Below are 5170 nucleotides of genomic sequence, written 5' to 3'. Positions count from 1 at the left end.
CTCCCTGCCTCGGGGCGGCCTTGTCGGCCTCGCCGGCAGTCTTCTGGCCCGCGGCGCCGGGCCTCACCGCCGGTTTCGGCACTGCGGTCGCGCCCGCCGGCTTCGCCGCCGCCTGCGCCGCCTCGCGCGCGCGCCGCTGCTTCTCGAGCCAGTCGCTGACGCCGCCGAGGAACATCGAGACGCGGCCGTCGCGGAACTCGAGGACCTTGGTCGCGAGCGGCTCGAGGAAGTCGCGGTCGTGCGAGACGATGCAGTAGGACCCGCCAAAGCGGCGCAGCGCCTCCTGGAGCACGCCCTTGGAGCGCACGTCGAGGTGGTTCGTCGGCTCGTCGAGGATGAGCAGGTTCGCCGGCGTCAGCAGCATCTTCGCCAGCGCGAGGCGGCTCTTCTCGCCGCCGGAGAGCACCGCGACGCGCTTGAAGACGTCGTCGCCGGTGAAGAGAAAGCAGCCGAGCAGCTTGCGCAGGCCCTGCTGCAGGCCGGCCGGCGCCGCGTCCTCGAGCGTCTCGAGCACCGTCTTCTTCGGTTCCAGCTCGTCGGCCTGGTGCTGCGCGTAGTAGGAGACGATCAGGTTGTGGCCGGGCGTGCGCGTCCCGGCCTGGATCGGCTCGAGTCCCGCGATGATCCGCGCGAGCGTGGACTTGCCGGCGCCGTTGGAGCCGAGGAAGGCGATGCGGTCGCCGCGCTCGAGCGTCAGGTCGAGCCCGGTGAAGACGGTGTGCTCCCCGTAGGCCTTCGTCACGCCCTCGAGCCGCATCAGGATGCGCCCCGGCGCCGGCGGCGGCGGGAAGTCGAAGGAGATGCCCCCCTGCTCCTCGTCCAGCTCGATGCGCTCGATCTTGTCGAGCTGCTTGAGCCGGCTCTGCACCTGCCGGGCCTTGGTGGCCTGGTAGCGGAAGCGGTCGACGAAGGCCATCGTCGCGCGGATCTGCTCCTGCTGGTTCTCGTAGGCCGCGCGCAGCATCTCGAGGCGGACCTCGCGCTCCTTGAGGTAGTAGGAGTAGTTGCCCCTGTACTCGCCCATCTTGCCGTTGGCGATCTCGATCGTGCGGCGCGTCAGGGTGTCGAGGAAGCGCCGGTCGTGCGAGATCACGACCACCGAGCCGTCGTAGCCCTTGAGGTACTCCTCGAGCCAGGTCAGCGACTCGATGTCGAGGTGGTTCGTCGGCTCGTCGAGCATGAGGATCGTCGGCTCGCGCAGGAGCAGCTTGGCCAGCGCGATGCGCATCTGCCAGCCGCCGGAGAACTCCGCGGTGTCGCGCCCCATGTCCGCCGGCCTGAAGCCGAGGCCGAGCAGCACCTCCTCGACCTTGGAGTGGATCGACCAGCCCTCGCGGTGCTCGAGGTGGTGCTGGATCTTGCCCAGCTCCTCGACGAGGTCGTGGACCTGCGGCGAGTCGCCCCTGCCGGCCGCGGCGAGGGCGTCGATCTCGCCCGCGATCTCGTCGGCGCGCGCGTGCATTGCCAGCAGGTCGTCGAAGGCCGTCGCCACCTCGTCCGCCAGGGCCTTGCCGGCGTGCGCGATCCCCTCCTGGGGGAGGTAGCCGGCGGTGTGCGAGCGCGAGCGCACGATCTCCCCGGCGTCGGGCTCGACGAGGCCGAGGATGATCTTCATCAGCGTCGACTTGCCGGCGCCGTTGGGGCCGACGACGGCGATGCGCTCGTCGTCGCCGATGCGCAGGGAGAGGTCCCGGAAGAGGTACTCGCCCCCGTACTGCTTGTCGACGTGGTTGAGCGTGATCAGGGGGTGATCAGCCCCTTCTGCTGCAGGATGAGCTGCTCGGCGCGGCTCGTGTGGTTCGGGAACAGGTCCTGCGGGACGGCCGGCCGGCCGAGGGCCTTGACGACCATCATCCGCGCGCAGGAGGCCGGGTCGGACAGGCAGTGCTTCTTCTTGAGGTGGTCGGCCGCCGCGGGGTAGTTCGCCATCTTGTCGTTGAAGAAGATGCAGGTCGCCAGCAGTTCGCACTCACGTGCCATCGTCGCTCCTCCTCCGCCGCCGGTGCCGCGCCGGCTCAGCGTTTCCAGTCGTAGGCGTGCTGCTCGGTCGCCCGGAAGAAGTACGCGATCTCGGTGCGCGCGGTCTCCGGCGCGTCGGAGCCGTGCACCGAGTTGCGCTCGATGTTCTGCGCGTGGAGCTTGCGGATCGTCCCCTCCGCGGCCTTGGCCGGGTCGGTGGCACCCATGATCTCGCGGTTGCGCGCGATGGCGCTCTCGCCCTCGAGGACCATGACCACCACCGGGCCGCTGGTCATGTAGGCGACCAGGTCGCGGAAGAACGGCCGCTCGCGGTGCACCGCGTAGAAGCCGCCGGCGACGGCCTCGGAGAGCCGCTCGAGGCGGACCGCGACCGGCTTGAGCCCGCCCTTCTCGAAACGGTCGATGATCGCGCCGATGAGCCCGCGCTCGACGGCGTCAGGCTTGATGATGGACAGGGTGCGTTCGATTGCCATGGCCGGTTCCCTCCCGCTGCTCGTTGTGTGCGGGCGCCGTTGTACCCGCGCGGCGCGAGGGAGTCAAGGCTTCCTTGACTTCGTCCCGCCTGCGCGGGAGAATTTCAACGGGATTCGAGGCCTCAGTCGCCCCGCGGACGCCGGATGTCGGACGCCGCGCGGGCGCCCGCGCCGCGGACGCTGACGCCGCGGAAGGAGCAAACCCCGTGCGACTGATCCGTGCGCTCATCGACTGGCAGACCCGGCGCCCCCTGCGGGTGCTGGCCGTGGCCCTGGGTACGGCGGCGCTTGCGGCCCACGGCGCCTCGCACCTCGAGCTCAAGACCGACTTCGACGAGCTGCTGCCCCAGGGCAAGCGCAGCGTCATCGTCGCCAGGCGCGTCGGGGAGCGGCTCCCGAGCGGTTCGACGCTGAACGTCGTCGTGCGCGGCGGGGACCGCGAGGCACTCAAGCGCTTCGTCGACGCGCTCGCCGCCGAACTGCGGGCGCTCGGCCCCGAGCTGGCCGGAACCGTGGACGAGGGGCCGCGCGAGCTCGACGCCTTCCTCAAGCGCAACCGCTACCTCTACGCGCCGCTCGCGGACGTCCAGGACTTCCACGACCGGATCCTGGACCGCTACGAGTACGAGGTCGGCAAGCGCGCGGGCATGGACCTGGAGCTGGGCGACACCGCCCCGCCGCGCCCGGTCACGCGGGAGTGGATCGAGGAGACGCGGCGCAGGTACGAGCAGGCCGAGGCCGAGCGGCGGCCGGGCGGCAGCGACGGCTACTACCTGGAGGCCGGAGGGACGTTCATCGTCCTCGTGCTGCGCACCCCGGTCATGAGCGTCGACCTCGGCCGCCAGCGCGCCCTGCTCGAGCGCGTCAGGGGCGCCGTCGAGCGCGTCGGCCCGGAGCGTTTCGGCGGGGGGCTGCGGGTGGACTACGCCGGGGACCTGATCACCGGGGCGGAGGAGTTCAGCCGGATCAAGGGCGACCTGACGCACGTCGGCGCCGCGGGGGTCGCGATGGTCCTCGGCGTCGTGTTCCTCTTCTTCCTGCGCGTGCGGGCGCTCGTCGTCATGGCGCTCGCCGTGGGCGTCGGCGTCGCCTGGACCTTCGGGTTCACCGCCTGGGCCATCGGCAGCCTCAACTCGGCGACCGGCTTCCTCTTCAGCATCGTCGTCGGCAACGGGATCAACTTCGGGATCATCTACCAGGCGCGCTACCTGGAGGCGCGCCGCTCCCAGGACGTCGCGGCCAGCCTGCGCGTGGCGCACGCCGAGACCTGGGCGCCGACGCTGGCCGCGGCGGCCGCCGCGATGACGTCCTACGGCTCGCTGGCGGTCACCGACTTCCGCGGCTTCAAGCACTTCGGCGTGATCGGCGGGGCCGGCATGATCCTCTGTTGGATCGCGACGTACCTCTTCCTGCCGGCGCTGCTGGCCGCCACCGAGCGCATCGCGCCGTTGCGCCGCGACGGGCGCCTCGTCGCGGCGCTCCGGGGGGGCTACGGGCGCCCGTTCGCCTGGGCGGCCGCGCGGTTGCCGCGCGCGGTGACCATCGCCGGCGTCGGCACGGGACTCGTCGCGATCGTCCTCACGGCGCACTACGTGCTGAACGACCCCATGGAGTACGACATGTCGGTCGTCCGCAGCGACCCGCCGGAGTCGGGGCGCAGCGTCGCGCGCGAGCTGACCGGGCGCGTCGAGAATCTCACCGGCGCGCGCTCCCAGGACCGCATCGCCGTGGCGACCGACCGTCTCGACCAGGTGCTGCCGCTCAAGGCGGCGCTCGAGGCGCGCCGCGACGCGGCGCCGGCGGCGCGCAAGCCGTTCGAGCGGGTGATCACGATCTTCGATGTGCTCCCCGCGGACCAGGAGCAGAAGGTCGCGCTGCTGCTCGAGGCGCGCGACCGGGTGCTGCGGCTGCGCGGGCACCGCGCGATCCCGGACGCCGACTGGGCGGCGATCGAGCCGGAGCTGCCGCCGCCGGACCTGCGCCCCCTCGCGATCGCGGATCTGCCCGAGCAGGTCGCGCGTCCGTTCACGGAGAAGGACGGGACGCGCGGCCGGCTCGTGTACGTCACGCCGACGCCCGGGCGCAGCCTCTGGGACGCGCACTACCTCATCGACTGGGCCGCCGCGATCCGCACGACGCGGCTGGCGGACGGGTCGGTCATCGAGGGCAGCGGCCGGAGCGTGATCTTCGCGGACGTGATCGAGTCGGTCGTCTCCGACGCGCCGAAGGCCCTCGCGGCGTCCGTGGCGGGCACGCTCCTCGTGATCGCGGTCGCCTTCCGGCGGCGGCGCGCCGCGCTGCTGGTGCTCGGCAGCCTCGGCCTCGGGATCGCCTGGATGGGCGCGGTGCTCGCGCTCTACAAGGCGCAGTTCGACCCGGCGGGCTGGCCGTACCTGCGCCTGCACGGCATGAAGATGAATTTCCTGAACTTCGTTGCCGTGCCGATCTCCATCGGCATCGGGGTCGACTACGCCGTGAACATCGTCCAGCGCTACCGCCTGCTCGGCCCGGGAAGGCTGCGCGAGGTGGTCGTCGAGACCGGCGGCGCGGTGATCCTCTGTTCGCTGACGACGACCCTCGGCTACTTCGCCCTCGTGCTCTCGATCAACCGCGCGATCGCCAGCTTCGGCATCGCCGCGGCGGCCGGCGAGATCGGCTGCATCGTCGCCGCGGTGCTCGTGCTCCCGGCGCTCCTGCAGTGGCGCGCGGACCGCGCC

4 protein-coding genes are annotated in these 5170 nt (G+C 71.8%); 1 reads left to right on the top strand and 3 read right to left on the bottom strand.

Features of this window, described 5'->3' with window-relative positions; genetic code table 11:
- From VI078_05895 to ndk, 3 genes are all read right to left on the bottom strand, one after another.
- On the bottom strand, positions 1-1741 hold a 1741-nt coding region (locus VI078_05895; GenBank protein ID HEY5998821.1), incomplete at its 3' end, for an ABC-F family ATP-binding cassette domain-containing protein.
- A complete protein-coding gene (locus VI078_05890; GenBank protein HEY5998820.1) occupies positions 1741-1980 on the bottom strand; it encodes a hypothetical protein in 240 nt (79 codons plus the stop codon). The genes VI078_05895 and VI078_05890, both read right to left, overlap by 1 nt.
- Before the next feature lie 35 nt (positions 1981-2015).
- Positions 2016-2453, bottom strand: a complete 438-nt coding sequence (gene ndk / locus VI078_05885; GenBank protein HEY5998819.1) for a nucleoside-diphosphate kinase — start codon at positions 2451-2453, stop codon at positions 2016-2018.
- A 206-nt stretch (positions 2454-2659) separates the two neighbouring features.
- On the opposite strand from ndk, the gene VI078_05880 reads away from it, so the two are divergent.
- Positions 2660-5170 (top strand): MMPL family transporter (locus tag VI078_05880; protein ID HEY5998818.1); only part of this gene is annotated, 2511 nt, incomplete at its 3' end.

It is taken from the genome of bacterium (assembly GCA_036524115.1).
Taxonomy (GTDB): Bacteria; JAUVQV01; JAUVQV01; order JAUVQV01; family DATDCY01; genus DATDCY01.
This window is presented reverse-complemented; position numbering and strand designations above follow the sequence as displayed.

Excerpts from the sequence above, each read along its gene's own strand:
- VI078_05890 (HEY5998820.1), bottom strand. The coding sequence starts at position 1,980 with ATGGCACGTGAGTGCGAACTGCTGGCGACCTGCATCTTCTTCAACGAC.
- ndk (HEY5998819.1), bottom strand. The coding sequence starts at position 2,453 with ATGGCAATCGAACGCACCCTGTCCATCATCAAGCCTGACGCCGTCGAG.